The 26,476-nt window shown below is 61.3% G+C and carries 23 protein-coding genes; 15 read left to right on the top strand and 8 right to left on the bottom strand.

The genetic code is table 11. From position 1 onward, the window contains the following. Positions 1 to 181 precede the first annotated feature (181 nt). On the top strand, positions 182 to 1,516 hold the full coding sequence (locus AC0IXA_RS04385; RefSeq protein ID WP_471811915.1) for a substrate-binding domain-containing protein: 1,335 nt from the start codon (positions 182 to 184) through the stop codon (positions 1,514 to 1,516). 138 nt (positions 1,517 to 1,654) lie between these two features. Here AC0IXA_RS04385 and AC0IXA_RS04380 read toward each other — a convergent pair whose 3' ends face one another. Continuing rightward, positions 1,655 to 2,884 carry an acyl-CoA dehydrogenase gene (locus tag AC0IXA_RS04380; protein ID WP_024013435.1) on the bottom strand — a complete coding sequence of 410 codons (1,230 nt, stop codon included), beginning with the start codon at positions 2,882 to 2,884 and terminating at the stop codon, positions 1,655 to 1,657. Positions 2,885 to 3,054: 170 nt separating this feature from the next. On the opposite strand from AC0IXA_RS04380, the gene AC0IXA_RS04375 reads away from it, so the two are divergent. From AC0IXA_RS04375 to AC0IXA_RS04365, 3 genes are all read left to right on the top strand, one after another. Further along, positions 3,055 to 3,984 (top strand): LysR family transcriptional regulator, encoded by a 930-nt coding sequence (locus AC0IXA_RS04375; RefSeq protein ID WP_016775308.1) that lies wholly within the window; start codon positions 3,055 to 3,057, stop codon positions 3,982 to 3,984. Positions 3,985 to 4,181: 197 nt separating this feature from the next. Then, a complete protein-coding gene (locus AC0IXA_RS04370; RefSeq protein WP_039763349.1) occupies positions 4,182 to 4,580 on the top strand; it encodes a MerR family transcriptional regulator in 399 nt (132 codons plus the stop codon). A gap of 145 nt (positions 4,581 to 4,725) precedes the next feature. Continuing rightward, a complete protein-coding gene (locus AC0IXA_RS04365; RefSeq protein WP_041477111.1) occupies positions 4,726 to 5,625 on the top strand; it encodes a hydroxymethylglutaryl-CoA lyase in 900 nt (299 codons plus the stop codon). Between the two features lie 652 nt (positions 5,626 to 6,277). Here AC0IXA_RS04365 and AC0IXA_RS04360 read toward each other — a convergent pair. Then, positions 6,278 to 7,975, bottom strand: a complete 1,698-nt coding sequence (locus AC0IXA_RS04360) for an AMP-binding protein (protein WP_471811912.1) — start codon at positions 7,973 to 7,975, stop codon at positions 6,278 to 6,280. Positions 7,976 to 8,275: 300 nt separating this feature from the next. On the opposite strand from AC0IXA_RS04360, the gene AC0IXA_RS04355 reads away from it, so the two are divergent. The 4 genes from AC0IXA_RS04355 (at position 8,276) to AC0IXA_RS04340 (ending at position 13,926) form a co-directional block, all read left to right on the top strand. After that, on the top strand, positions 8,276 to 9,439 hold the full coding sequence (locus AC0IXA_RS04355; protein ID WP_016775311.1) for an isovaleryl-CoA dehydrogenase: 1,164 nt from the start codon (positions 8,276 to 8,278) through the stop codon (positions 9,437 to 9,439). 107 nt (positions 9,440 to 9,546) lie between these two features. Continuing rightward, positions 9,547 to 11,151: a carboxyl transferase domain-containing protein gene (locus AC0IXA_RS04350; protein ID WP_471811910.1), complete on the top strand. Its 1,605-nt coding sequence runs from the start codon at positions 9,547 to 9,549 to the stop codon at positions 11,149 to 11,151. A gap of 13 nt (positions 11,152 to 11,164) precedes the next feature. After that, the gene (locus AC0IXA_RS04345; protein ID WP_460154441.1) at positions 11,165 to 11,977 is read left to right on the top strand and encodes a gamma-carboxygeranoyl-CoA hydratase; all 813 of its coding nucleotides are present in this window, start codon (positions 11,165 to 11,167) and stop codon (positions 11,975 to 11,977) included. Next, positions 11,977 to 13,926, top strand: coding sequence for an acetyl/propionyl/methylcrotonyl-CoA carboxylase subunit alpha (locus tag AC0IXA_RS04340; protein ID WP_471811908.1), 1,950 nt, complete (start codon positions 11,977 to 11,979; stop codon positions 13,924 to 13,926). The genes AC0IXA_RS04345 and AC0IXA_RS04340 overlap by 1 nt, the downstream gene beginning before the upstream one ends. Before the next feature lie 42 nt (positions 13,927 to 13,968). Here the strand turns inward: AC0IXA_RS04340 and AC0IXA_RS04335 are convergent, their stop codons facing one another. Continuing rightward, positions 13,969 to 14,628: a LexA family protein gene (locus tag AC0IXA_RS04335; RefSeq protein ID WP_038861876.1), complete on the bottom strand. Its 660-nt coding sequence runs from the start codon at positions 14,626 to 14,628 to the stop codon at positions 13,969 to 13,971. A 130-nt stretch (positions 14,629 to 14,758) separates the two neighbouring features. On the opposite strand from AC0IXA_RS04335, the gene AC0IXA_RS04330 reads away from it, so the two are divergent. Continuing rightward, entirely contained in the window at positions 14,759 to 15,157 is a 399-nt protein-coding gene (locus AC0IXA_RS04330; RefSeq protein WP_071172941.1) for a DUF6124 family protein, read from the top strand. Between the two features lie 104 nt (positions 15,158 to 15,261). On the opposite strand, the gene AC0IXA_RS04325 is transcribed toward AC0IXA_RS04330, so the two are convergent. Then, the gene (locus tag AC0IXA_RS04325) at positions 15,262 to 15,480 is read right to left on the bottom strand and encodes a hypothetical protein (protein ID WP_341637138.1); all 219 of its coding nucleotides are present in this window, start codon (positions 15,478 to 15,480) and stop codon (positions 15,262 to 15,264) included. A gap of 95 nt (positions 15,481 to 15,575) precedes the next feature. Here AC0IXA_RS04325 and AC0IXA_RS04320 point away from each other — a divergent pair, with 95 nt between their 5' ends. Then, complete coding sequence (locus tag AC0IXA_RS04320) at positions 15,576 to 16,727, top strand: M14 family metallopeptidase (protein WP_471811906.1); 1,152 nt, start codon at positions 15,576 to 15,578, stop codon at positions 16,725 to 16,727. Between the two features lie 59 nt (positions 16,728 to 16,786). Here AC0IXA_RS04320 and AC0IXA_RS04315 read toward each other — a convergent pair whose 3' ends face one another. Then, positions 16,787 to 17,332 (bottom strand): cytochrome b, encoded by a 546-nt coding sequence (locus AC0IXA_RS04315; protein ID WP_024013443.1) that lies wholly within the window; start codon positions 17,330 to 17,332, stop codon positions 16,787 to 16,789. Then, positions 17,329 to 18,435 (bottom strand): catalase family peroxidase, encoded by a 1,107-nt coding sequence (locus AC0IXA_RS04310; RefSeq protein WP_471811904.1) that lies wholly within the window; start codon positions 18,433 to 18,435, stop codon positions 17,329 to 17,331. Before AC0IXA_RS04310 ends, AC0IXA_RS04315 begins: the two co-directional genes overlap by 4 nt. 156 nt (positions 18,436 to 18,591) lie before the next feature. Between AC0IXA_RS04310 and AC0IXA_RS04305 the strand changes: the two genes are divergently transcribed. The 4 genes from AC0IXA_RS04305 (at position 18,592) to AC0IXA_RS04290 (ending at position 22,596) form a co-directional block, all read left to right on the top strand. Continuing rightward, on the top strand, positions 18,592 to 19,098 hold the full coding sequence (locus AC0IXA_RS04305; protein ID WP_016775320.1) for an RNA polymerase sigma factor: 507 nt from the start codon (positions 18,592 to 18,594) through the stop codon (positions 19,096 to 19,098). Then, positions 19,095 to 19,850 (top strand): anti-sigma factor family protein, encoded by a 756-nt coding sequence (locus tag AC0IXA_RS04300; RefSeq protein WP_024013445.1) that lies wholly within the window; start codon positions 19,095 to 19,097, stop codon positions 19,848 to 19,850. The genes AC0IXA_RS04305 and AC0IXA_RS04300 overlap by 4 nt, the downstream gene beginning before the upstream one ends. Before the next feature lie 97 nt (positions 19,851 to 19,947). Then, positions 19,948 to 21,078: a cell division protein ZapE gene (gene zapE, locus AC0IXA_RS04295; protein WP_471811902.1), complete on the top strand. Its 1,131-nt coding sequence runs from the start codon at positions 19,948 to 19,950 to the stop codon at positions 21,076 to 21,078. A 204-nt stretch (positions 21,079 to 21,282) separates the two neighbouring features. After that, entirely contained in the window at positions 21,283 to 22,596 is a 1,314-nt protein-coding gene (locus tag AC0IXA_RS04290) for a protein kinase (protein ID WP_471811900.1), read from the top strand. A 102-nt stretch (positions 22,597 to 22,698) separates the two neighbouring features. Here the strand turns inward: AC0IXA_RS04290 and AC0IXA_RS04285 are convergent, their stop codons facing one another. Continuing rightward, complete coding sequence (locus AC0IXA_RS04285; RefSeq protein ID WP_016775324.1) at positions 22,699 to 23,403, bottom strand: YebC/PmpR family DNA-binding transcriptional regulator; 705 nt, start codon at positions 23,401 to 23,403, stop codon at positions 22,699 to 22,701. 221 nt (positions 23,404 to 23,624) lie between these two features. Between AC0IXA_RS04285 and AC0IXA_RS04280 the strand changes: the two genes are divergently transcribed. Next, positions 23,625 to 25,013: a type VI secretion system Vgr family protein gene (locus AC0IXA_RS04280; RefSeq protein ID WP_471811898.1), complete on the top strand. Its 1,389-nt coding sequence runs from the start codon at positions 23,625 to 23,627 to the stop codon at positions 25,011 to 25,013. Positions 25,014 to 25,021: 8 nt separating this feature from the next. Here the strand turns inward: AC0IXA_RS04280 and AC0IXA_RS04275 are convergent, their stop codons facing one another. After that, the gene (locus tag AC0IXA_RS04275) at positions 25,022 to 26,413 is read right to left on the bottom strand and encodes an FAD-dependent oxidoreductase (RefSeq protein ID WP_471811896.1); all 1,392 of its coding nucleotides are present in this window, start codon (positions 26,411 to 26,413) and stop codon (positions 25,022 to 25,024) included. Positions 26,414 to 26,476: the final 63 nt, after the last annotated feature.

Raw genomic sequence — 26,476 nt, 5'->3', positions numbered from 1 at the left:
GAGGGAATTTTCATTGTGGGAGCGAGCCTGCTCGCGAATGCGGTGGATCAGCGACGAATTTTTCGACTGACACGCCGCCTTCGCGAGCAGGCTCGCTCCCACAGATAATCCCCTGTCATATTTCGGTCACGCGCCTGACTTAATCTCCCCGGCAATCCCCTTGGCTTGATTCGGTGCCGGCATGACCCTGCGTGTTCTTTGCGTTTTCCTGTTGAGTGGCTGGCTGTCGGTGTCCGCCGCCGCCCTGCCGATCCCCGAAAACGGCCCGGCATTACGCATTCAGGGCTCCAACACCATCGGCGCCGAACTCGGCCCGGCGCTGGTCGAAGGCCTGTTGCAGGAACAAGGCCTGCTGAAAATCCACCGCGAAACCCCGGACACCGCCAACGAACAACGCATCGTCGGCCAGACCGCGCAAGGGCAACGCGTAATCATCGAAGTCGCCGCCCACGGTTCCAGCACCGGTTTCGCCGCGTTGAAAAACGCCAGCGCCGATCTGGCCGCCTCTTCCCGTGAGATCAAGGACAGCGAACTGCTTGCCCTGCAAGCCCTCGGCGATCTGAAGAGCCCGGCGGCCGAGCAAGTCATTGCCATCGACGGCCTGGCGATCATCCTCAACCCGGCCAACCCGCTTGAGCAGTTGAACACCGAGCAACTGGCGCGGATTTTTGCCGGCGAAGTGAAAACCTGGGAAGAACTCGGTAGCCGTGGCGGCGCCATTCATTTGTATGCGCGGGATGATCAGTCCGGGACGTACGACACGTTCAAGGAACTGGTCCTGAGCCGGCGTGGGAAAAGTCTCAGCAGCGCGGCGAAACGCTTCGAATCCAGCGAGCAATTGTCCGACGCCGTCAGCGCCGATCCGCAAGGTATCGGCTTCATCGGCTTGCCTTACGTGCGTCAGGCCAAAGCCGTGGCGATTGCCGATGGCGCCTCGCAAGCGATGCTGCCGCTGAACAGTCTGATCGCCACCGAAGATTATCCGCTGTCGCGGCGCTTGTTCTTTTATCTACCGCCGGACAGCCAGAATCCGTGGGCGCAGGCGTTGGCAACGTTTGCGCAAAGTCCACAGGGACAGGCGATCGTCGCGACTAGCGGTTTTGTCAGCCAGACCGTGCAAGCCATGAGCGTGGCGCCGAATGCGCTGATGCCCGAGGGTTACCAATCCCTCAGCCGGCATGCCCAGCGTCTGACAGTGAATTTCCGTTTTGCCGAGGGCAGCGCCAGTCTGGACAACAAGGCGCGGCAGGATCTGGCGCGGGTGCTCGACTATATAAAGCGCCATGGCAAGACCGAACGGGCGGTGACGCTGGTGGGGTTTGGTGATTTGAAGGATGACCCGGCGCGGGCCGATCTGCTGTCGAAGCTACGGGCGATGGCGGTGCGGCGCGAGCTGGTCAGAAACGGTGTGGTCATGCGCGAAGTCCGCGGCTTTGGTGCGCTGATGCCGGTGGCGGCCAACAGCGCGGATGAAGGGCGGATCAAGAATCGGCGGGTTGAGGTTTGGGTGTATTGATCCTGACGCCTGATCGTTCCCACGCTCCGCGTGGGAACGCATCCCGTGACGCTCCGCGTCACAGTGGACGCAGAGCGTCCGTGGCGGCATTCCCACGCAGAGCGTGGGAACGATCAGACTGGGGGAGGTGACGCGGTGTTACTGGCCGCTACGCATCATCTCCTTCGGCACATACTTGCCGATCTCGAACTTGCCAATCGCCGCGCGGTGCACTTCGTCCGGGCCGTCGGCCAGACGCAGGGTGCGCTGCATCGCATACATATAGGCCAGCGGGAAATCGTTCGACACCCCTGCCCCGCCGTGCATCTGAATCGCCCGGTCGATCACCCGCAAGGCCACGTTCGGCGCGACGACTTTAATCTGCGCAATCTCGCTTTTCGCCACTTTGTTGCCGACGGTGTCCATCATGTACGCCGCTTTCAACGTCAGCAGACGCGCCATGTCGATTTCCATCCGTGAGTCGGCGATCTTGTCGATGTTGCCGCCCAGACGCGCCAGCGGTTTGCCGAATGCGGTACGGCTGACCGAGCGTTTGCACATCAGTTCCAGTGCACGCTCGGCCATGCCGATCGAACGCATGCAGTGGTGAATGCGGCCTGGGCCAAGGCGACCCTGAGCGATTTCAAAGCCGCGTCCTTCACCGAGCAGGACGTTTTCGTACGGCACCCGAACGTTATCGAACAGCACTTCGGCGTGACCGTGCGGTGCGTCGTCGTAACCGAACACCGGCAGCGGCCGGACGATCTTCACCCCGGGGGTATCGACCGGCACGAGGATCATCGAGTGCTGGGCGTGACGCGGCGCGTCGGGGTTGCTCAGGCCCATGAAGATCAGAATCTTGCAGCGCGGATCGCAGGCGCCGGAGGTCCACCACTTCTTACCATTGATCACCCATTGATCGCCATCGCGCACGGCTCGGGCGGCCATGTTGGTTGCGTCGGAAGATGCCACATCAGGCTCGGTCATGGCGAACGCCGAACGGATCTCGCCGCGCAGCAGCGGCTCGAGCCAGCGCTGTTTCTGTTCTTCGTTGGCGTAGCGCACCAACACTTCCATGTTGCCGGTGTCCGGCGCCGAGCAGTTGAACGGCTCCGGCCCCAGCAGGGAACGGCCCATGATTTCCGCCAATGGCGCGTATTCGAGGTTGCTCAGGCCGGCGCCCAGCTCGGACTCAGGCAGAAACAAATTCCACAGACCCTCAGCCTTGGCCTTGGCCTTGAGCTCTTCCATGATCGCGGTCGGCTGCCAGCGATCGCCCTCGGCGACCTGGCGTTCGAACACCGCTTCGGCCGGGTAAACGTAAGTGTCCATGAACGCAGTCACGCGCTCACGCAGTTCCTGAACCTTGGGCGAATAAGCGAAATCCATGGGTAGTTACCTTCTCGGGCAGAGGTTGTTCAAGTCATGCAATCGATGCTAGAACAGCGCTGATCATTTACCTAGCCTATTCTCGGCGTGTATAAACATTCATCACCAATATATGATCCGCTGATCGTCAGCCCAAAACACTTGCACTTAATAACAAGAGAAGCCGCGTTATGAATCTGAGCAAGGTCGACCTGAACCTTTTCATCGTCTTCGACGCGATCTACACCGAAGCCAACCTGACCCGCGCCGGGCAGATTGTCGGCATCACCCAGCCGGCGGTGTCCAACGCGCTGGCGCGGTTGCGCGAAACCTTCAACGACCCGCTCTTCGTGCGTACCGCTCAGGGCATGGTGCCGACGCCGATGGCGCAGAACATCATCGGCCCGGTGCGCAACGCCCTGTCGCTGCTGCGCGTGTCGGTGCAGGAAAGTCGCATCTTCAACCCGGCGCAGGCGGTCAAGACCTACCGCATCAGCATGACCGACCTGACGGAAGCAATCATTCTGCCGCCACTGTTCCAGCGCCTGCGCCGCCTGGCGCCAACGGTGATCATCGAAAGCTTTCTGTCCAAGCGCCGGGAAACCACCAAGGAACTCGCGGCCGGGCGTCTGGATTTCGCCGTGGATGCGCCGCTCAACACCGACCCGCAGGTGCGCCACGTCAAGCTGATGGACGACCGTTACGTCTGCGCCATGCGCAAGGGCCATCCGATGGCGGGCAAGGAAAAACTCAGCCTCGACGACTACCTGTCGCTGACTCACATCCATATCTCCAGCCGCCGCAGCGGTCTGGGTTATGTCGATCTGGCGCTGGGCAAAATGGGCATCCAGCGCAAGATCGCCCTGCGCTCGCAGCACTATTTGATGGCTTCGCAAGTGATGCAGCAGACCGACATGGTCATGACCGTGCCGGAACGCTTCGCCCGCCGCCATGATTTGCAGTCGTTCAATTTGCCGGTGAATGATGTGCCGTCGGTGGAAACGCATTTGTACTGGCACGAAAGCACCGACCAGGACCCGGCCAACCGCTGGATGCGCGAGCAGATGATCGAGTTGTGCCAACAGGTGACGGCGCAGGAGAAGAAGCTGGAGAAGGTTTAAGACACGACACCGTGTCACCGTTCTTCGCGAGCAGGCTCGCTCCCACATTCGACTGCATTCCTTCCGGTGAAATGCAATTCAGTGTGGGAGCGAGCCTGCTCGCGAATAGGCCGGCAAACGCAGCGAGGATCTTGAGCCTTGACGTAAACGTAAACCACCGATTAGCTTAGCGCCATGCCCCTTTTCCGAGCGCTTTCATGAGCAGTCAGACCTACAGCATTTCCGACCTCGCCCGCGAGCTGGACATCACCACCCGGGCGATCCGCTTTTATGAAGAGCAAGGCCTGCTCAGCCCCGAGCGTCGTGGCCAGGAACGTATCTATTCGCCGCGCGACAAGGTCACCCTGAAGCTGATCCTGCGCGGCAAGCGCATCGGTTTTTCCCTGGCCGAATGCCGCGAGCTGATCGAACTCTACGACCCGTCCGGCGGTAACACCAAACAGCTCAACAGCATGCTGGCGAAAATCAGCGAACGCCGCGAACAGCTCGAACAGCAGTTGCTGGATATCGAGCAGATGAAGCTCGAGCTGGACACTGCCGAAGAGCGCTGCGTACAGGCGCTGGAGCAGACGCTCAAGAGCCAGCAGGCGGTCTAGCAAACACTGGCGCCCCTGTGGGAGCGAGCCTGCTCGCGAATGCATTCTGTCATCCACCATTAACGGTGACTGATCCACCGCTTTCGCGAGCAAGCTCGCTCCCACAGGGATCTTCGTGAACTGAAAAAACAGGCAGGTCCCACCCATGTCCCTCCCCTCCCAAGTACGCCTGATCGAAGTCGGCCCGCGCGATGGCCTGCAGAACGAAGCCCAGCCGATCAGCGTCGCTGACAAGGTGCAACTGGTCGATGCGCTGAGCGCCGCCGGGCTTGGCTACATCGAAGTCGGCAGTTTCGTCTCGCCGAAATGGGTGCCGCAGATGGCCGGATCCGCCGAAGTGTTCGCGCAGATCCAGCGCAAACCCGGCGTGACCTACGGTGCACTGGCGCCGAACCTGCGCGGTTTTGAAGACGCGCTCGCCGCCGGGGTCAAGGAAGTCGCGGTGTTCGCCGCCGCCTCCGAGGCGTTCTCGCAGCGCAACATCAATTGCTCGATCAGCGAAAGCCTGGCGCGGTTTGCGCCGATCATGGAGGCCGCCAAACAACACGGCGTTACCGTGCGCGGTTACGTTTCCTGTGTGCTGGGCTGCCCGTATGAAGGCACGGTTGCGCCGGAGCAAGTGGCGATGGTCGCGCGTGAACTGTACGCGATGGGCTGCTATGAAGTGTCGCTGGGCGACACCATCGGCACCGGCACGGCGGGCGCGACCCGGCGCCTGTTCGAGGTGGTCTCGGCGCAGGTGCCACGGGACAGACTCGCCGGGCATTTCCACGACACCTATGGCCAGGCCATGGCCAACATCTACGCCAGCCTGCTCGAAGGCATTGCGGTGTTCGACAGCTCTATCGCCGGCCTCGGCGGCTGCCCGTACGCCAAAGGCGCAAGCGGTAACGTCGCCACCGAAGACGTGGTGTACCTGCTCAACGGCCTGGGCATCGAGACTGGTATCGACCTGGACGCCTTGATTGCCGCGGGCCAGCAGATCAGCGCAGTGCTCGGCCGCCCGAGCGGTTCGCGGGTGGCCAAGGCGCGCAGCGCGCAGTGAGGTGTTACCGCTGCGTCAGCGATGTGGGCAAAAGCGAGTAACACGGAAACAAATTGTCTGGCTTTGCCTGGAGTCGAAAAAGCCTTAAAAGTTAAACCGTTGATTTATAAAGGCTTTTAAAAGTTGGCACGACACCTGCTATCTCTATCGCATAACAAGAATAAAAAGCCGCAAACCAATAAAAACAAGACGAAACGACTCTGACATAACAAGAACAACACGGCAGAGACGCAGCTAACAGATTTTTTTGGAGAAGGTGTGCTTTTCAGGGTGCTCTAAGGACCCGCAACCGGGCAGAGAACAATAAAACTACCCTCAGGTAGCTCCCGAATCGGTTGGATCGTTAAACGAGAAAGCAGATCAGCGCTCAAAAAAATACGTTTGCTCTTGACCCCGGATGGGGGTCGCCAAAAAGCTGTACAGGGCCACGGTTGCCAAAAACAACAACAGACCGACCCTCAATAATAAAAAGAGCACGCAACGACAAATTAAAGGGGAGCTTCGGCTCCCCTTTGTGCTTTCTGTGATTCGTCTCTCTATCACTGCATCCCTGTGGGAGCGAGCCTGCTCGCGAAAACGGTGTATCAGACACATTTACGCTGAATGACACACCGCATTCGCGAGCAGGCTCGCTCCCACAGAAGTTTTTTGATTATCCCTCGATTGTTTTCAGCTCCTCGATACTGATCTCGCGCATCCTGAATTTCTGGATCTTGCCCGTCACCGTCATCGGAAACGCGTCGACGAATTTGAAGTAACGCGGTGTCTTGAAATGGGCGATGCGTTCCTTGCACCAGGTTTGCAGCTCCAGTTCGGAGGCACTATGGCCGGGGTGGAATTTGATCCAGGCGACGATTTCTTCACCGTAGCGCGAGCACGGAATACCGATCACCTGCACGTCGGCCACCGCCGGATGGGTGAAGAAGAACTCCTCCAGCTCACGGGGATAAACGTTCTCGCCGCCACGGATGATCATGTCCTTGTTACGCCCGGCGATGTTGACGTAGCCATCTTCATTCATGCTCGCCAGATCGCCGGTGTGCATCCACCCCGCCTCATCGATGGCTTCGGCGGTAGCCTGCGGATTGTTCCAGTAGCCGAGCATCACGCTGTAGCCGCGCGTGCACAGTTCGCCAATAGTGCCGCGCGGCACGACGTTGCCGGCAGTGTCGATGATCTTGCTTTCCAGTTGCGGCTGGGTGCGCCCGACGGTGGTGACGCGCAATTCCAGCTCATCCTCCGGCCCGGTCTGCAGCGACACCGGGCTGGTTTCGGTCATGCCGTAGGCGATCTGCACTTCGCTCATGTGCATCTCGTTGATGACCCGGCGCATGACCTCGATCGGACAGGTGGCGCCAGCCATGATCCCGGTGCGCAGGCTCGACAGGTCGAAAGTCTGCCGCTGCGGCTGATCGAGCATGGCGATAAACATGGTCGGCACACCGTACAGCGCCGTGGCTTTTTCCTCGGCCACCGCTTGCAGGGTCAGCGCCGGATCGAAGGCGTCGTTGGGGTAAATCATCGTGCTGCCATGGGTGACGCAACCGAGGTTGCCCATGACCATGCCGAAGCAGTGATACAGCGGCACCGGAATCACCAGACGATCGGCAGCCGTCAGGCCGAGGCTTTCGCCGACCATGTAGCCGTTGTTGAGAATGTTGTAGTGACTGAGGGTCGCGCCCTTGGGGAAACCGGTAGTGCCGGAGGTGTACTGGATGTTCACCGGTTGATCGAAATGCAGACTGGTGCTGCGTTCACGCAATTGATCGGGCGAGACGCTGACCGCCAGATCGCTGAGCTGCGACCACGGCAGAAAACCGGGCGGCGGATTGGCATCGAGGCTGATCACGCCGCGCAGCTCCGGCAGGCGTTCGCTGCGCAGCTGACCGATGGCGTGCTCAGCCAATTCTGGCGCCAGGCTCTGGAGCATTTCGTGGTAATTCGAGGTTTTGAACGCTCCGGCGCAGACCAGCCACTGGCAGCCGGATTGCTTGAGCACGTACTCGAGTTCGGAGCTGCGGTAGGCCGGATTGATGTTGACCAGGATCACGCCGATCTTCGCCGTGGCGAACTGGGTAATGCACCACTGCGCGCAATTCGGCGCCCAGATGCCGAGGCGATCGCCGGTCTGCAAGCCCAGTGCGAGCAAGGCCCTGGCCTGCTCATCCACCGCGTCGGCCAGTTGCCGCCAGGAGTAACGCAACTGCTGATGGCGTACCACCAAAGCCTCACCGTCCGGATGTTGTGCGACAGTCTGATCGAAACGCTGACCGATGGTCATCGCCAGCAGGGCTTTGTCCTGAGAGCCACGGGTGTAGCTGCGCTGCGGGTTTGCACTGGGTTGATCCATGATGACCCCTATTGTCTTTATTAGTGGGTTTTCCCGGTTTTGAATCCCTGTGGGAGCGAGCCTGCTCGCGAATACGCTGCGTCATTCACCCTTTAGGGCGACTGAGACAGCGCTTTCGCGAGCAGGCTCGCTCCCACCAGAAACAAACCGATATCTGATCCTGAACTGCCCTTACTCTCGCCCAAGTTGACGCTTACGTAAAGCCGATTGACAGTCGATCTCTGGAAGCTTTACGTTAACGTAAAGCTGAACGCCGATTCGTCGTGCGCTCCACCCGATAAAAAAGCCAAAAGGTGCCACATGAGCTATCCATCCCTGAATTTCGCCCTCGGTGAAACCATCGACATGCTGCGCGATCAGGTGCAGTCCTTCGTCGCCGATCAGATCGCCCCGCGTGCCGCGCAGATCGATCACGACAACCTGTTCCCCGCCGACATGTGGCGCAAATTCGGTGACATGGGCCTGCTCGGCATCACCGTGCCGGAAGAGTACGGCGGCGCGGGTCTGGGTTATCTGGCGCATGTGGTGGCGATGGAAGAAATCAGCCGTGGCTCGGCGTCGGTGGCGTTGTCCTATGGCGCGCACTCCAACCTTTGTGTCAACCAGATCAACCGCAACGGCAACCACGAACAGAAAAGCAAATACCTGCCAAAACTGATCAGCGGCGAGCACGTCGGCGCCCTGGCGATGAGCGAGCCCAACGCCGGTTCCGACGTGGTCTCGATGAAACTGCGCGCCGACAAACGCGGCGACCGCTTCGTCCTCAACGGCAGCAAAACCTGGATCACCAACGGTCCGGACGCCAATACCTACGTGATCTACGCCAAGACCGACCTGGAAAAAGGCCCGCACGGCATCACCGCGTTCATCGTCGAGCGGGACTGGAAAGGCTTCAGCCGCAGCAACAAGTTCGACAAGCTCGGCATGCGCGGCTCCAACACCTGCGAGCTGTTTTTCGATGACGTCGAAGTACCCGAAGAGAACATCCTCGGCGTGCTCAACGGTGGCGTGAAAGTGCTGATGAGCGGCCTCGATTACGAACGCGTGGTGCTCTCCGGCGGCCCGACCGGAATCATGCAGTCGTGCATGGACCTGATCGTGCCGTACATCCACGACCGCAAGCAGTTCGGCCAGAGCATCGGCGAATTCCAGCTGATCCAGGGCAAAGTCGCCGACATGTACACCCAGCTCAACGCCAGCCGCGCTTATCTGTACGCGGTGGCCCAGGCCTGCGAGCGCGGCGAAACCACGCGCAAGGACGCGGCCGGGGTGATCCTCTACACCGCCGAACGCGCCACGCAAATGGCCCTCGACGCGATCCAGATTCTCGGCGGCAACGGCTACATCAACGAATTCCCCGCCGGCCGCCTGCTGCGCGACGCCAAGCTCTACGAAATCGGCGCCGGCACCAGCGAGATCCGCCGCATGCTGATCGGCCGCGAACTGTTCAACGAGACGAAATGAATTTCGTCAGCTGCAAGCCGCAAGCTACACGCTGCAAGAGAACCACGCTCTCGCCCCAACTTGCAGCTTGCCGCTTGTAGCTAGAAGCTGCTTACGGAGTAAGCCTCATGATTCTGCACACTCAGCTCAACCCGCGCTCGGCGGAATTCGCCGCCAACAGCGCGGCGATGCTCAAACAGGTCGACGCGCTGCACACCCTGCTCGCTCAAGTGGCGCAGGGTGGCGGTGTCAAAGCTCAGGAACGCCACACCTCGCGGGGTAAATTGCTGCCGCGCGAGCGCATCAATCGCTTGCTCGACCCCGGCTCGCCGTTTCTCGAAATCAGCCAACTCGCCGCCCATGCGGTTTACGGCGAAGACGTGCCGGCTGCCGGGGTGATCGCCGGGATCGGCCGCGTGGAAGGCGTTGAATGCATGATCGTCGCCAACGATGCGACGGTGAAAGGTGGCTCGTATTACCCGCTCACCGTGAAGAAGCACCTGCGTGCGCAGACCATCGCCCAGCAGAATCGCCTGCCGTGCATTTATCTGGTGGATTCCGGTGGTGCCAACCTGCCGCGTCAGGACGAAGTGTTTCCGGATCGCGAGCACTTCGGGCGGATCTTTTTCAATCAGGCCAACATGAGCGCCATGGGCATCCCGCAGATCGCTGTGGTCATGGGCTCGTGCACCGCTGGCGGCGCGTATGTGCCGGCGATGGCAGACGAAGCGATCATGGTGCGCAACCAGGCGACGATTTTCCTCGCCGGCCCGCCGCTGGTGAAAGCCGCGACCGGTGAAGTGGTCAGCGCCGAAGACCTCGGCGGCGCCGATGTGCATTGCAAGACTTCTGGTGTGGCCGACCATTACGCCGAGAACGATGAACACGCCCTCGCCCTCGCCCGCCGCAGCGTCGCCAACCTCAACTGGCGCAAGCTCGGCGAGGTGCAGCAGCGCACGCCGATTGCGCCGCTGTACCCCAGCGACGAGCTGTACGGCGTGGTTCCGGCCGACGCCAAGCAGCCATTCGATGTGCGCGAAGTGATCGCGCGGCTGGTCGACGGTTCGGTGTTCGATGAATTCAAAGCGCTGTTCGGCACCACGCTGGTCTGCGGTTTCGCGCACTTGCACGGCTACCCGATCGCGATTCTGGCGAACAACGGCATCCTCTTCGCCGAAGCCGCGCAGAAAGGCGCGCACTTCATCGAACTGGCCTGCCAGCGCGGCATCCCGCTGCTGTTTCTGCAGAACATCACCGGTTTCATGGTCGGCCAGAAATACGAGGCCGGCGGCATCGCCAAGCACGGCGCGAAACTGGTGACCGCGGTGGCCTGCGCCAAAGTGCCGAAATTCACCGTGATCATCGGCGGCAGCTTCGGTGCCGGCAACTACGGCATGTGCGGGCGCGCTTACGATCCGCGTTTCTTGTGGATGTGGCCGAACGCGCGGATCGGCGTGATGGGCGCCGAACAGGCCGCAGGCGTTCTGGTGCAGGTCAAACGCGAACAAGCCGAACGCAGCGGTCAGGCGTTTACCGCTGAGCAGGAGACCGAGATCAAGCAGCCGATTCTCGACCAGTACGAAGAACAGGGTCACCCCTACTATTCCAGCGCGCGGCTGTGGGACGACGGCGTCATCGACCCGGCGCAGACCCGCGACGTACTGGCCCTGGCCCTGTCCGCGTCGCTGAACGCGCCAATCGAACCGAGCCGCTTCGGCGTGTTCCGGATGTGATGGGGAGAATCTGATGAACGACTTCAATACCCTCGAACTGCAAAACGACCCACGCGGTTTCGCGACGCTATGGCTCAATCGCGCGGAGAAAAACAACGCCTTCAACGCCGAGATGATCCGCGAACTGATCCTCGCCCTCGACAAGGTGGCCAGCGATTCGAGCCTGCGCTTCCTGCTGCTGCGCGGGCGCGGCAAGCATTTCAGTGCCGGTGCCGACCTGGCGTGGATGCAGCAATCAGCGGAACTCGATTACCACACCAACCTCGACGACGCCCGCGAGCTGGCCGAGCTGATGTACAACCTCGCCAAACTGAAAATCCCCACGCTGGCCGTGGTTCAGGGCGCGGCGTTTGGTGGCGCGCTGGGCTTGATCAGTTGCTGTGACATGGCGATCGGCGCCGATGACGCGCAGTTCTGCCTGTCGGAAGTACGCATCGGTCTGGCACCGGCCGTGATCAGCCCGTTCGTGGTGCAGGCGATCGGTGAGCGGGCGGCGCGGCGTTATGCGCTGACCGCCGAGCGCTTCAGCGGGCAGTGGGCGCGGGAGATCGGCTTGCTCGCCGAAAGCTATCCTGCGGCGGAACTGGAGCAACAGGTCGAACAGTGGATCGACAACCTTTTGCTCAACAGCCCGGCCGCGATGCGCGCCAGCAAGGACTTGCTGCGCGAAGTCGGCAACGGCGCGCTGACCCCGGCCCTGCGCCGCTACACCGAAAATGCCATCGCGCGGATTCGCGTCAGCCCTGAAGGCCAGGAAGGCTTGCGCGCCTTTCTGCAAAAACGCCCACCGAACTGGCAAGCCGCATCCACCAAGGAGTCGCGTTGATGAGCGCACCTGTGATTACCACCCTGCTGGTGGCCAACCGCGGCGAAATTGCCTGCCGCGTGATGCGCACCGCCAAGGCTTTGGGCCTGACCACTGTCGCCGTGCACAGCGCCACCGACCGCGATGCGCGGCACAGCCGTGAAGCCGGTATCCGTGTGGATCTGGGCGGCAGCAAGGCTGCCGAGAGTTATCTGCAAATCGATAAATTGATCGCCGCCGCCAAGGCCAGCGGTGCCCAGGCGATTCATCCCGGCTACGGTTTTCTCTCGGAGAATGCTGGATTCGCCCGCGCCATCGAAGGCGCCGGGCTGATCTTCCTCGGCCCGCCCGCCTCGGCCATCGATGCGATGGGCAGCAAATCCGCCGCTAAGGCGCTGATGGAAAAGGCCGGCGTGCCACTGGTGCCGGGCTATCACGGCGAGGCGCAGGACCTCGACACCTTCCGCGAAGCCTGCGAACGCATCGGTTATCCGGTGCTGCTCAAGGCCACTGCGGGGGGTGGCGGCAAAGGCATGAAAGTGGTCGAGGATGTCAGCCAACTCGCTGAAGCCCTCGCCTCGGCGCAGCGCGAAGCGCAATCGTCGTTTGGCGACTCGCGGATGTTGGTGGAAAAGTATTTGCTCAAGCCACGTCATGTGGAGATTCAGGTGTTCGCCGATCAGCACGGCAACTGCCTGTACCTCAACGAGCGCGATTGCTCGATCCAGCGCCGTCACCAGAAAGTCGTCGAAGAAGCCCCGGCGCCGGGTCTGACGCCCGAGTTGCGCCGGGCAATGGGCGAAGCGGCCGTGCGTTCGGCGCAGGCGATCGGTTATGTCGGCGCCGGTACCGTGGAGTTTTTGCTGGATGCGCGCGGCGAGTTTTTCTTCATGGAGATGAACACGCGGCTGCAAGTCGAGCACCCGGTGACCGAAGCAATCACCGGGCTGGATCTGGTCGCCTGGCAGATTCGCGTCGCCCGTGGGGAAGCGCTGCCGATCACCCAGGCGCAGGTACCGCTCAATGGTCACGCGATCGAAGTGCGTTTGTATGCCGAAGATCCGGCGAATGATTTTTTGCCGGCCACCGGGCGTCTGGATCTGTACCGCGAATCGGCACAGGGACCGGGGCGGCGGGTAGACAGCGGCGTTGAGGAAGGTGACGCGATATCGCCCTTCTACGATCCGATGCTCGGCAAGCTGATTGCCTGGGGTGAAGATCGCGAGCAGGCACGCTTGCGTCTGTTGAGCATGCTCGACGAGTTTGCGATTGGCGGGCTGAAGACCAACATCAATTTCCTGCGCCGGATCATCGCGCATCCAGCGTTTGCGGCGGCAGAGCTGGATACCGGGTTTATTCCGCGCTATCAGGAGCAATTGCTGCCAGCACCAGCCGCGTTGAGCGATGAGTTCTGGCAAGCGGCGGCGCAGGCGTTTGCGCAGAGTTTGCCGAAGCGTGCGCGGGCGGATGATCCCGCCTCCCCCTGGTCTTGCAGCAGTGGTTTGCGCGCAGGTTTGCCGGCGCAAATCACCTTGCACTTGAGCTGCGAGGGACAGGATCGCGCGTTGACCTTGAGAACTGCGGCCCATGCAAAACTGCTGGGCGAGGCGCTGACCATCGAGCATGACGGCGTGCGCCGCACATTGCGGGCGATTCGTCAGGGTGGCGCGTTGTATCTGGAATGGGACGGCGAGTTGCGGCGCATCGAAGCGTTCGATCCGATCAGTGCCGTTGAAGCCAGCCACAGCCATCAGGGCGGTCTGACCGCGCCAATGAACGGCAGCATCGTGCGCGTGCTGGTCGAAACGGGACAGTCGGTTGAGGCCGGGGCGCAACTGGTGGTGCTTGAAGCCATGAAGATGGAACACAGCATCCGCGCGCCGCACGCCGGTGTGATCAAAGCGCTGTATTGCCAGGAAGGCGATATGGTCAGTGAAGGCAGCGCTCTGGTTGAACTGGAAGAGGGATGAAATAAAAGGATCGATCCTGGCCTTGAGCGAGGATCGATCCGTTCAGTAACGCGCCGTCGCCTGAACCACCACGCCGATGATCCGGCATTCATCGGTGAGCAGGGTTTTCGGCCAGGTCGGGTTGAGCGGCACCAGGTAGCGCTGGCCGGCCTGTTCGTCGAGTTTGCGGAAAATCGCTTCTTCGCTGTCCGGCCACTGGGCGATCACCAGTTTGCCAGGCACTGCCTCCAACTCTGGGTCAACCAGAATCAGCATGCCCTCGGCAATGCTCTGGCCGCTCGGCGCGGTCATCGAATCCCCCGTCACCGTCAGCCAGAACGCGGCACCGCCACGAGCGTGGTAATCCGTCAGTTCGAAGCGCTGCTTCGCTGATGCTCCGGGATAGCTCGCCGCAGTGTCACGCACTTCGCACGGTGCACGCCAATCGCAGACCGGATACCGGAAGTACGGGTTGTACTTCTGCGCCAGCGGCATTTCGTCTTCCGGCGTCGGCTGCGGCTCGCGAATCACCAGAACGACTTCCAGGAAGTCCATTCCCAGCGCCTTGAGCACGCGGTTCATTTCGGTAACACCGGGTTCGCGACGCTTGTTCAGCCAATGACCGATCCCGCCCTGGGACATGCCGACGCGCTCTCCGAGCTCTGTTTGAGTGACTTTGAGTTCACTCATCTTGGCCTTGACCAACTCAATCCATTTATCCATGTGCCGCACCTTACGCGGACGTCTTCGACCGGCAAAACACATATTGTAGTATTTAAATTATCGTCACAAATACAGGCGGTACTATCCTAAGGAAACGGACTTTCAATCGAACATGGAGTGACGTTTCATGATGAACATCAGCAGCAAAGACCTGCCCGATCTGCAAATCGACACCAGCTTCACTTCCCCTCAAGGCAATGCCGCCGCACAGCGCGCGCTGGACTACTACTTGAAACCGGCTGTTTCAGAACCCGAGACGGACGAACGTTTTTTCAATGTCAAAGGCCATCTCAGCGGCGAGGAAGCGCTGGTGCATGCCTCGGATCTGTTGCGATGTGCAGCCGCCACCGCGTTCAAGGCCGCAGAAAACCTTCAAGGCACCAATCGCGATCTGGCCTTTTCGGTGGTGCACATGGTGGATATGGCGCGGGCGATGGTCGACCATTCGATCGACAACGACGAAGTCACGGCGGACAAGGTACGGGCGGACAGGAAAGAATTTTCCCATCGCGCAGATAAAAACATTTGACTTGCAAATGATAATGATTATTATTGCAAGCAGCTGGTCGCGAGATCAGTCGATGGACCAGAGACCTTAGGTCGGTCTTCTGGACTATCTCCTCATCAGGCTAATCACGGTTTTTGACCCGGCTTTTTGCCGGGTCTTTTTTTGCCCGTTTTTCGGGCTTGTGTCTTCAGGCTAATGAAGTCTTTGGGTGCTGCAAATTCGATGGCGCGGATAATAGCAAAAGAATATTGATTGGCAAGCCGAGCCCGGCCACATTGGGCAAAACTAATGGCAATCAGCACTTGAGAATCAATCGCATAGCCTCTAAGCTGCTGGCGCGTCACGGAAGACGCCCCCCGCTACACCCGCAATTCCCCTCGGTTTCAGCCCTGCCTGCGTGTAAAGTACCGGTCATAAAAATCCTGCTCTGGAAGCGATTATGACCGTGGCCAAATCTTCGTTCGACATCAGCGCCAATTTCGACAGCGGCAATATCCAAGTCATCGACATCAGCAACCCGCTCAATCCGGTTCTGGCCATCCGCCCGGACACCCGCAGCGCTCATTTTCAGTGGTTCCATTTCAAGGCCAGCGGCCTGCATGTGCATCAGGAACACTGGTTTCGTCTGGTCAACGCCAGCCAGTCCTCCTATAACAAGGCTTGGACCGGCTATCAGGCAGTCGCTTCCTACGACCACGTCAACTGGTTCCGCATCCCCACCAGCTTCGAAGGCGACAGCCTGCGCTTCTGCCTCGAAGCCGAACAGACCCACGCCTGGTTCGCCTACTTCGAGCCCTACAGCCGCGGCCGCCACGACTGGTTGATCGAACAGGCGCTGAGCAAGGCTGGCACCGAATTGCTGGCGACCGGCAAAAGTGTCGAGGGCCGCGACATTCAGCTACTGCGCAAGGGCACCGGTGCCGAAGGCCAGCGCAAGATCTGGATCATTGCCCAGCAGCATCCGGGCGAGCACATGGCGGAATGGTTCATGGAAGGCGTGATTGAGCGTCTGGAGCGCCAGGACGATCCGGTACTGAACAAACTGCTGGCCAGCGCCGATCTGTATCTGGTACCGAACATGAACCCGGACGGCGCCTTCCATGGCCATCTGCGCACCAATGCCATGGGTCAGGACTTGAACCGGGCCTGGCAGAACGCCAGCCAGGACATCAGTCCGGAAGTGCTTTTCGTCCAGCAGCAGATGGAAAAATATGGCGTCGATGCGTTTATCGACGTGCACGGCGACGAGGAAATTCCCCACGTCTTTACCGCCGGCTGTGAAGGCAATCCTGGCTTTACACCGCGCGTCGAAAAGCTTGAAGAGCATTTCCGCAGCCATCTGAAGCACACCACCAAAGACTTCCAGACCACCTACGGCTACACCCGCGATGAACCGGGTCAGGCCAACATGACCCTGGCCTGCAACAGCGTCGGGCAAAAATATGACTGCCTGTCGCTGACCCTGGAGATGCCCTTCAAGGACCACGACGACCACCCGGACAAGATCACCGGCTGGTCGGGCAAACGTTCCAAGCAATTGGGCAAGGATGTGCTGACCACCCTCGCCGACATGGTCGACACCCTGCGCTGATCCCTTTCCCTGCAACAACAAAAGATCGCAGCCGGCCTGCGATCTTTTGCGGTATAGGGTCAGCCGCGATCACGCCCGCGCAACATGCTGTCGAGCACTTCGTCACGACGCACCCAGCCATGGAACAGCGCCGCCGCCAGATGCAGCAGCACCGTCAGAAACAGCAGATACGCCAGATAGCCATGGGACTTGCGCAGCACCGCAAACAGTTGCGCGTCAGCCGGCACAATCGACGGCAGATGCAGCGACGCCGTGAGCATCACCGGCTCGCCCGAGGCACTGATCATCGCCCAGCCGAGCAGCGGCAACACCAGCATCAACGCATACAACAAGACGTGGGAAGCCTTGGCTGCCAGCACCTGCCAGCCCGGGAGATCATCCGGCAGCGGCGGTTGGCGGGTGGTAAAGCGCACCAGCAGGCGCACGATCACCAGCGCCAGGATCGCGATGCCCAGTGGCTTGTGCAGATGTATCAGCCATTCATGGCGAGACGACACCGAAGTGACCATGCCCGCGCCGATAAACAGCATGGCGATGATCATCAGCGCCATTAGCCAGTGCAGCAGGCGCGCCAGCAAAACGAAATGCGTCGGTTGCTTGCTCATGGACGAGCCTCCTGTTTGGCGGCGGGCAACTGGCTGACTTCGCTGGTGCGACGCAGGTAGGAATCGGCGTAGCCGGCAGAACGCGCGGCCAGCAGTGGATCTTCCGAGCTTTGAATGCCGGCCGGCAGCACCAGCGGGTCGTAGTTGATGTCGCGGCATTCACCGCTGAGCTGCGGCTGGGTTTTCTCCAGCACCAAAGTCCCGGCGTTCAGCACTTTGCGATTAGCGGGCCAGGTCTTGCTGGCATCGTTGACCGGGTCGTCGGCGTTGGCCAACGTGATGTTCAACTGGAAGCGCAAGGGTGCGGCGGCCAGGCGTTGCACTAGATCCTTCTCGAGAAAATCGGCGCCTTCAGGGGCTATGGCACCTGCCGCGTCCTGCGCCAACGGGGTCATGCTCCAGCGTACGGCCTGTTTCTTGCCGTTGCCATCGACCAGATAGAACGCATTGATGCTGTTATAGGTTTCGGTCGCGTAGCTGGCCGAAGGCTTGGCGGTCTTTACCCACGTCAAGAACGGCACGGCTTCCGGGTGTGCAGCGAAGAACGCCGGCACCTTCGTCGGGTCGGGCTTGCCAGTGGCTGGATCCGGCGACTGCGCCTGCTGCAATTGGTAGAACGCTTCAGGCGTGCCCACCGGAAACACCGGCATGCTGTTCATGCCGGTGCGCCATTGCTGACCGTTCGCCTGGGTGAAGCGCAGCGCCAGACTGCGGATCGGTACGGCGCTGTCCGGCGCATAGGGATTGCCCGCCGGCAAGGCAAAACGCCCCACCACCGGTGTCTGCGGCAGGTTGAACACCTGTGCCGTGGAGAACGCGCGCGCCTCGCCGCTGCTTTCGAAATGGCCTATCACGCACACGCCCTTGGCGTGATTGCGACGAAAGCCGGGATGCACGCCGTTGTTCTTTTCCAGCACATCGACCAACGCTTTTGGCGTCAATCGTTGTGGGTCAAGGTTGCCATGCACGTAGGCAAACGCCCCGGCCACGGCGGCGACAATCACGGCAATGCCGCCCAGACGTAAAACCAGGCTCGCGGCGCTCAATGGCTCGCGCGGCGGCCTGCCGGGCGGTGCAGCGTTGGGGGACGAGCGATCAACCATGAATATCTCCAGGCCATCGGCCACAAGTGGAAAGAGTCAGCAAGACGCACCCCATCCGGGTTTATTCCACGGCACCGTATTTATTTTTGCGCACGGGGAATAACCTGCGCTGACGGGCGTCTTCCTAGTCCACAGCGTAGCGACCAGCAGACATTCATGAGCGAATTCGACGAACAGTTGAGAGAAATCATTCCCAGATTGCGCCGCTTCGCCGTGTCGTTGACGCGCAACAGCAGCAGCGCTGACGATCTGGTCCAGGCCAGCCTCGAGCGGGCGCTGTCGGCCTGGGGCGAGAAACGCGCCGAGGGCGACTTGCGCGCCTGGCTGTTTGCGATCCTCTATCGGCAGTTTCTCGATGCGCACCGCCGTTCGCGGCGCTATGCGCGGATGCTGGAATTTTTCACCGGTCGTGACGACGCCGAACCCTCAGTGGAACGCACGGTAATCGCCCAGTCGACCCTGCAAGCCTTCGAACGCCTGCCCACCGAACAGCGCGCTTTGCTGCTGATGGTCTCGGTGGAAGGCCTGTCCTATAAAGAGGTCGCCGAGATCCTCGGCGCCCCGATCGGCACCGTGATGTCGCGCCTGTCCCGCGCCCGGCAGGCCTTGCGCCAACTCAGCGACGGCGAAATCAGCAGCCCTTCCTTGCGGATACTCAAATGATCAGCCTGCCTCCCAGCGAACGTGATTTGCACGCCTACGTCGACCACCAGCTCAGCGACGCCGATCGGCGCGTGCTCGAGACCTGGCTGGCCAGCCACCCTGAAGAAGCGGCGCAGGTGCGCGCCTGGCAACGCGACGCCCAGCAGTTGCGCGCAGCGCTGAGTGGCGCCTTGCAGCAACCGGCCAATCCGGCGCTCGACCCGATGATGATTCGCCAGCGCCGCCGCCAGCAGTCCCGTCGCCACCTGGCCAGCGCGGCGGTGTTGCTGATTGCCGTGAGCATCGGCGGTTTCAGTGGCTGGCAGGCGCGAGAAATGACCCTGGCGCGCCCTGCGCCATTGCCGATGACTGACGCGTTGCAAGCCTATCGCCTGATCGCCCAGCAAGGCGTACTGCCCGCCGATTACAAGGTCGACAGCGACGGCGACATGCAGCGTTGGCTCGACCGCTACTTCAGCGGTGCCGGGCGCTTGCCGGACTTGAAAGCTGCCGGATTCGAGCCGGTCAGCGGGCGCTTGCTCAGCACCGATGAAGGCGCGGCGGCGATGGTGATGTATGAGGATGGCAGCGGTCACAAAGTGAGCTTTTACCTGCGTCCACCGGGGCCGAAAAACACCCTGCTGCCGCGTGGCTCGCGCAGCGATGGCGATCTGCAGGCCGATTACTGGTCAGGGCCGGGCTACAACTATGCGGTGGTCAGCCCGACCGACTCGCCGGCGGCAGAGTTGCTCAAGCAATCGCCACCGTTCTGATGGTGATATTTCATGGAGCCGACGCCCGGGCTCTGGTTACACTGGGGCCACCGCGCTCGCTGTGGAGCCGGTCTGAGAAACCAGGAGCCTGTCCCGCGTGCCCGCCCGAACGCCGAAACGATCACGACTGAGCCAACGCTGGCCGTTGCTGCGCCGCCTGTTCGGCAAAAGCCTGCCCGCCAGCGCCGGGCACGATGCTCATGCCGCGACCATCCGCGATTATTTCCGCGACAAGGCCAAAAGCCGGGGCTACACCCTCAGCCGCAGTCAGCAGCAAGTCATCGACTGCATGGCGCAGCAAGCCAGCGTGCTGCTCGGCGACAGCGGCCACACACCGCCGAGTCTGTACCTGTACGGCGCCGTCGGGCGCGGTAAAAGCTGGTTGCTCGACGGTTTTTTCCAGGCACTGCCGATCACGCGCAAACGCCGCCTGCATTTCCATCAGTTCTTCGCTCGGTTGCACGACGGCATGTTCCGTCATCGCTTGGAGGAAGACGCGCTGGAAATCACCTTGGATGAGTTGCTGGAAGATTGCCAGGTGCTGTGTTTCGACGAGTTTCACGTGCATGACATCGGCGATGCGATGCTGATCACGCGGCTGTTTAAGGCGCTGTTCAAACGGCAGATCATGCTGCTGGTGACCTCCAACTATGCACCCGAGGGCTTGCTGCCCAATCCGCTGTATCACGCGCGCTTCAAACCGGTGATCGAGCTGATCAACACGCGCATGCAGGTGATGGAAGTCGGCGGCGCCCACGACTACCGCACGCTCAACCGCCAACACACGCATCAAGTGTTTACCCAAGGACATTACGTTTGGCCGGCGACGGCAGCTCAACGTCAGACTCTGGACCTGCCACCAGCCGACGCGCCTGCCCTTGCCCTCGAAGTTGGCAAGCGCCAGCTTCAGGCCCGTTTTTGCCAAGGCCGGCGAGTCGCGTTCACCTTCAACGATCTGTGTGAACAGCCAACGGCAGTGATGGATTATCTGCAACTGTGCCAGCGTTTCGACCAGTGGATCATCGATGACCTGCCGCAGCTCGGCGAGTGTCCGATCGCCGTGCAGCAGCGCTTCATCAATCTGATCGACGTGCTTTACGATCAGGACAAACACCTGACCCTGCTCGGCCAACTGCCGCTGGGCCAGAGCCTGGAAGGTCACGCCATTGACCTGGCGCGCACGCGCAGCCGGTTGGGGCAGTTGCAGGAAATCCACGAACCCAACTGACACCCTACCCTGTGAGAGCGAGCCTGCTCGCGAAAGCGGTATGTCAGTCAGAGTTCATTTAACTGATACACCGCTTTCGCGAGCAGGCTCGCTCCCACAAGGTCCCGGGACAACTCAAAATCCGTTCAGCATCCGCTTTACCGCTATCATGTCGCCCATTCCAGCGCCCACGCGTCGCTCCACCGATCAATAGCGAAACCAGACATGCACACCCTTGCTCAACTGCGCGCCGGCGAGCTGTCCGGCATTACCCGCCTCGACCTGTCTTGCGGGCTGACCGAATTCCCCAACGAAATTTTCCAACTGGCCGACACGCTGGAAGTGCTCAACCTCAGCGGCAACGCGCTGAGCAGCCTGCCGGAGGACCTGCATCGCCTGACCCGCCTGCGCGTGCTGTTCTGCTCCGACAACCAGTTCAGCGAACTGCCGGCCTGCCTCGGCCAGTGCCCCGCGCTGACCATGGTCGGCTTCAAGGCCAACCGCATCGTCAATGTGCCCGGTGCCGCCCTGCCGCCGCAGCTGCGCTGGCTGATCCTCACCGATAACCGCATCGAAAGCCTGCCCAGCGAACTCGGTGAACGCCCCGCTCTGCAGAAGCTCATGCTCGCCGGCAATCGGCTGCAAACGCTGCCAGACTCCCTGCGCCACTGCCATCGGCTGGAATTGCTGCGCATCGCTGCCAACCAACTCAGCGAACTGCCGCAGTGGTTGCTGACCTTGCCGAGCCTGACCTGGCTGGCCTACGCCGGCAATCCGCTGGAGACCGAAGCCGATGCCGCTGCCCTTGAGGCCACGCCGCTGATCGACTGGTCGGCGCTGCGCCTGGAGCAGCAACTGGGCGAAGGCGCTTCCGGGGTGATTTCCAAGGCAGTCTGGCAGCGCGACGACGGCACGGCGCAGGCGGTTGCGGTGAAGCTCTACAAAGGCGAGATGACCAGCGACGGCTCGCCGTTGCATGAGATGAACGCCTGCATCACCGCAGGCCTGCACCCGAACCTGATCCGCGTCGAAGGGCGCATCAGCGGCCATCCCGATCAACAGCAGGGGCTGGTGATGCAACTGATTGATCCGAGCTTCGGCAATCTCGCCGGTTTGCCCAGCCTGGACTCGTGCTCGCGGGATGTTTATGCCGAAGGTTGCCGGTTCCCCGCCGAGGTCGCCCTGCGCGTCGCCCAAGGCATCGCCTCAGCGGCCGAGCACCTGCACCGCCAAGGCATTACCCACGGCGATCTGTATGGCCACAACATTCTGTTGAACGATCGCGGCGATTGTCTGCTGGGGGATTTCGGCGCGGCGTCGTTTCATGCCACCGGCGATGATGTGCAGACGCGCGCATTGCAGCGCCTGGAAGTCCGTGCGTTCGGTGTGTTGTTGGGGGAATTGCTGGAGCGTGTCGACTCAGGATTGAGTACGGAGCGGCGCGCGCAACTGCAGGCGCTGGAACGACGTTGCTGTCAGGCCGATGTGCTGGGGCGGCCGGGGTTCAGCGAAGTCATTGAGGTGCTGAAGAATCTGTGACCGCTGCACGGTCAATCGCCAGCAGGCTCAATCCCACAGTCGCAATACATTCCAGTGTGGGAGCCAGCCTGCTCGCGAAGAGGTCATTACTGGCGCGACAGATCAGCCAGCCAGACCGACGAACATGTCCTGCACGTCATCATGGTTGTCGAGGCCTTCGAGGAACGCTTCGACTTCAGCCATCTGCTCGTCGCTCAGGCCGCTGACCGGGTTCTTCGGCTGGTAGCCGAGCTTGGCCGAGAGCACGGTGAAGCCTTGTTCCGGCAGGGCTTTCTGCACGGCGTCGAGGTCGGTCGGGTCGGTGAGGAACAGCGTCGCGCCCTCTTCACCCGGCTCGAAATCCTGGGCACCGGCTTCGATCGCAGCCATTTCCGGATCGGCATCCGGGCTGTCGGGCGCGGCTTCGATCATGCCGACGTGGTTGAACATCCACGCCACCGAACCGGAAGCGCCCAACTGGCCCTTACGGAACGCCACGCGGATTTCCGCGACGGTGCGGTTGATGTTGTCGGTGACGCATTCGACGATCAGCGGCACCTGATGCGGCGCGAAGCCTTCGTAGGTCACGCGATGGTATTGCACGGTTTCACCCAGCAGACCGGCGCCTTTCTTGATCGCGCGATCGAGGGTTTCTTTTGGCATCGAGGCTTTCTTCGCCTGTTCGACCACCAGACGCAGGTGTGCGTTGGTGGCGGTATCGGCACCGTTGCGTGCAGCAATGGTGATTTCCTTCACCAGTTTGCCGAAGATCTTCCCTTTGGCGTTGGCTGCCGCTTCTTTGTGTTTAACCTTCCACTGTGCGCCCATTACTCACTCTCTTGATCTGTGGCGCCGAGACATCTATTGGCCGACGCGTGGCGGCAAGTTTATACGGCCTAAAGTCGGCAATCGACCAAAAAAACAGCCGACGGAATCGACATCTTCACCAAAGCATGTAGGGGGATTCTGAAAAGCGCCTTCGACATGACTATTCAGCCCGACGGTTTCGTACCCTTGAAACCCCGTATCGCCTGACAGGGCCTGCTCGAATGCTCAATGACAAGGAAAGTCCCTTCACCCTTACGCTGACCGACAGCGGATTGCGCCTGCCGGTGGTGCGTTTTCGCGGCGAGGAAGCGCTGAACCAGCCTTACCGTTTCGACATCGAACTGCTCGGACTGGCCCCGGCCATCGTTCCGGGATCCTTCCTGCACCGGCCGGCCTTTCTGCGGCTCAGTGAGCAGCACGGGTTCCACGGCGTCATTTCCAGCGCCAGCTGCGAACATCGCGGGACCCATCGGGTCGGCTATCGACTGATTCTGGTGCCGCATCTGCAACAACTGGCGCAAACGCATAAGCGCCGCGTGTTTACTCACCTGAGTGTGCCGCAGATCATTCAACAACTGCTCGAAGAACATGCCCTGCCAGCGCACAGCTACCGCATTGAAATGAGCGTCGGTCACTACCCGGCAAGGGCGTTTTGCATTCAGTACGAAGAAAGCGATCTGGCCCTGCTGCAGCGGCTATGCGAAGAAGAAGGCATCCACTATCACTTCGAACATGGGCCGGACGGACACGTCGTGGTGTTCGCCGACGACAGCCTGAGCCTGCCCCAGCAACCGGTCGAAATCCCTTTCAATGCTGATGAGCAACCACCATCGCCCTGCGTTAGCGCACTCTATCAACAGCATCGCGCGGCGCCCGTGCCGATGCTGCATGCAGTGCGCAATCGCGGTCAGCCAACCGGCAACGCCGAAGCCGCCAACGAAGTCTCCACCGAGTTGCCGATGCCCGCGCGATCGCCGGAACGTCTGCACGCCGAACAGCGCAGCCGCCGTCATCTGCAACGCCAGCGCTGCCAGTTGCGTTCCATTCACGGGCGCAGTGATTGCAGCGATTTGCTCAGTGGCCGACTGCTGCTTGTGGCCGACCACCCGATCCATCATTTCAACGAACAATGGCTGATATGCGCCGTGCGCCACCAAGGGCAGCACCCTTCGATCCTTGATCCGGCGCCAAGCGTTCAGCGTTATCACAACGACTTCACTGCGCAGCCCTGGTCGACCGACTTCCGTCCGCCGCTCAAACAAGCTCGCCCGAATATTGCCGGTTATCACTTGGCGAAAGTGGCGGGTGCGCCAGGGCAACCTGCGCAAGTGGACGAAAACGGCTGCCTCGCTGTAAGCCTCTGGCCGGCTGAGGATAAATCCGCCAGCGACGCCCTGTGGCTGCCGATCGCCATGAGTCGGCTCAGCGGCCCCGTCGCCATCGATCAATTACCGCGTGCCGGCAGTGAAGTGTGGGTGAGTTTCCTCGACAGTGATCCGGACCGACCGATCCTGTGCCTCAGCCACGCACGCAAGCCGCCGGAGCGCGAATCAGAACCCGCGCGCGACAGCCTGTTGCTCGACTGGCTGAGCCACCGCGCCGAGCATTGATTGGCGCCTCAGCCTTTGTCCGCCTTGCCCGCCGCCGCCGCGAACTTGGCCAAGCGCACGTCCAGATGCCGAGGCCGGCGCCCGTGATCTTCGGCGCGCTCCTTGCGGCGGATGGCGTTGCGCACCATCAGCGAGCCGAGGTAGCGAATCGGTTCCGGCGGGAAATAACCCAGCGGCCCGTTGACCAGCGGCGAACGGGTCCACGGGTTATCCAGGCCCTGCACCAGCGCGGCGAGAATCTGCCCGCCCATGTGACACGGGCCGACGCCGCTGCCGGAATAACCGAAGCCGTAAAACACATTGCCCGCCGAGCTCATCTGGCCGAAAAACGGCAAACCGGTCACCGAACGATCCGACGGGCCGTTCCACGTCGCGTCGATTTTGACCTCGGCGAACGCCGGGAAAAAATCCGCGAGACTGCGCTTGAGCAATCCGGCGTAAGGCGACGGCTGATCGAACACCGGCAGCATCCGCCCGCCATAGGCGAAGGTGTTGCCGCCCTTGCCGAGCATGATCCGGCCGTCCGGGGTGTTGTGGTAGTAATGCACGAAAATCCGCGAATCGAGGACGCTGACGCCGCTGGTCAAACCGATTTGCTGCAGCAGTTCCGGACGCGGTTCGGTGATCAGCATGTCACTGGAAACGATCGCCACACTGCGCTCGAACTGAGGAAACGCGCGGGCCATCCACGCGTTCATCGCCAGCACCACGCGGTCGGCGATGACCTTGCCGCCGGGCGTGTGAACACGTGCCGGGCGGCCCTCTTCCAGTCCGATCATCGCCGTACCCTCATGGATCTTCACGCCCAATTGCAGCGCCACCCGGCGCAGACCGCGCACCAGTTTGCCCGGTTGCACGCTGGCGGCCGCCGGGGAAAACCAGCCTTCCAGGTGTTTCGCTGAGCCAGCCATGCGCTGCACATCGGCGAGCGGGCGCTGGCTGAACGAGTTGATGCCGTTCCGCTCCAGCGCCGCGATCACCGCATCAGTTGCGCCGACCTGGGCGCGATTGGTCGCGGTGTACAGCGTGCCGTCGAGGCGGTAGTCGGCATCGACGCCGTACTGCTCGCAGAACTCGCCGATCGCATGGATGCTGCGCTCCGATTCCCTGACCAGACGCACTGCTTCTTCGACGCCGAACAAGCGCTCCAGGGTGAAATACTTGGCCGACCATGACAGTGCGCAACCACCGTTACGGCCACTGGCGCCGGCACCGCAGATGTCTGCTTCGATCAGCAGCACATCCAGCTCCGGGTTTTGCTGCTTGAGCATGATCGCCGTCCACAATCCGGTGTAACCACCGCCAACAATGCACACATCCGTGCGCACCTCGCCTTGCAGCGGTGGACACTGCTCGGATGGGTCGGCCTGCAAGGCTTGCTCGAGCCAGAACGGTCGCATGGGAAATCTCCAGTCAGATAGCCACGACGCAGCCTGCCGCGCACCGCGCAGCAGGCCACGGGG

The organism is Pseudomonas sp. AC083 (assembly GCF_979253165.1).
This window is presented reverse-complemented; position numbering and strand designations above follow the sequence as displayed.